At 55.1% G+C, this 1,149-nt stretch carries 1 protein-coding gene; it reads right to left on the bottom strand.

Annotation, left to right across the window (positions count from 1 at the left end; genetic code table 11):
- Positions 1-559, bottom strand: a 559-nt coding sequence (locus AC1D35_RS36285) for a hypothetical protein (protein ID WP_477942860.1), incomplete at its 3' end; no start/stop codon positions are given.
- Positions 560-1,149: the final 590 nt, after the last annotated feature.

The following is a 1,149-nucleotide window of genomic DNA, read 5'->3' as shown; positions in this document are numbered from 1 at the left end:
GAATGGGATATAGAAGCGATCGTCCGGGCGACCTCTCCCTGCCTCGAAAAACCTCCCTCAGGCTTCGATGCGGCAGGCAAAGCCTGTCGCATCCTGCGGGTTTGATAGCCACGGAACTAACTGTCACCCTTGTTGAAAGCAGTGTGTCGATGTGCGGATCGAGAAAGCTTTTCTTGACAACAAGGTAGGTCCAGGAGCCATCGCTGTCAGCGACCGGCAGCGTGTAGATGGTGTCTGGTCGGAACGGCGTCTGACCGATAAGGTCGGCGGCCGCCATATCCCTCGCCCGACTATAGGGCAGCGGTGTCGACGTCAGTCGACGGCGGATAAAAAGGTCATCGTGAAGCAACAGGGTACAGGTGCGCGTCGTGCCGACCGCTTCAGCCAGGGCTTCGGGTGTGTCGACCGAAACCAGTCGATCTTCCGATGAACGGAAAAATACGTTCGATCTGGACAGTTCGACGGCCGGGCGAGGATCCGATGATATCTTGAGGGGAAGAAGCTGCGTAACTACCGCGACCCACCAATCACGCAAATCGAGAAGCTGATCGAAATTCATAAATGACCGAGGGTTGCAGTCGAGGAATCATCTAAATAAGCACGAACAATTTATACGATAGATGGCACGCTGCGAATCGCAGATTCCCGCAAARCTCCGATATCCACAAGAGCCATGGAGCCTTCCTGTCGGGACCAGCAGCGCGCCTCCGAAACCTTGCAAACCGCGCGCAGCGACCGGAATGTTGATTGATGTCGCCCCCTCAGAGCAGCGATGCAATCGTGAACAGGCCGATTGGTGAAAAATATACCCTCTGCGCTCCGAACTGATCGGCGGGCCAACCACTCATCACGATACGTTACTGAGCAAAATTTGGATATAAATTTTTTTCAGCTTGTTACTCGGCGCTGCCAGAGACCGTGGCAGATAAGGTGCAAATTCCTAGCTTCTGGTTCGCACTTTTAGGCTTTTCCCGAGCCGCGTTGCCAGAGTTAGCGCTGCAAGGTTCGACGGAGTGGCGCGCTTCGGCTTCCGTCCCCGGCGACAGAGACTATTAGCGAGCCTGGATCATTTTCCTTTTTGCGGAAACGACAGCACGCTCGCCGAGAAATGCGGCTGGCTTGAGGGGGGCACTTCTTTCAGCTTTAGGT

The organism is Rhizobium sp. P1_E6, assembly GCF_056405875.1.
This window is presented reverse-complemented; position numbering and strand designations above follow the sequence as displayed.